Source organism: Mesorhizobium sanjuanii, from assembly GCF_002529485.1.
GTDB lineage: Bacteria > Pseudomonadota > Alphaproteobacteria > Rhizobiales > Rhizobiaceae > Mesorhizobium > Mesorhizobium sanjuanii.
In genome coordinates this window covers 1-251 of sequence record NZ_NWQG01000340.1, presented here as the reverse complement: position 1 = coordinate 251, position 251 = coordinate 1, and the positions used below count along the sequence as shown (strand labels likewise).

1 protein-coding gene and 1 pseudogene are annotated in these 251 nt (G+C 61.4%); both read left to right on the top strand.

What is annotated here, in order from left to right:
- The coding region (locus tag CN311_RS31780; protein ID WP_280954060.1) for a glycine cleavage T C-terminal barrel domain-containing protein at positions 1-174 on the top strand (174 nt) is incomplete at its 5' end.
- 5 nt (positions 175-179) lie between these two features.
- A pseudogene (locus tag CN311_RS33610) lies at positions 180-251 on the top strand (glycine cleavage system protein H); the annotation flags it as partial.

Sequence of the window (251 nt, the reverse complement as noted above, 5' to 3'; positions counted from 1 at the left end):
CATGTCACCTCGGGCGGCTTCGGCCCCTCGGCCGGTCACCCGGTTGCCATGGGCTACGTCTCGACGGCGCTGGCCAAGCCCGGAGCAAAACTGCTTGCCGATGTGCGCGGGACGAAAATTCCGATCGATATCGATCCCCTGCCCTTCACTCCTCATCACTACCGCAAAGGATAAGTCCCATGGCAAAGACCTATTTCACCGAAGACCACGAATGGCTCCGCGTCGAAGGCGGCATCGCCACTGTCGGCATC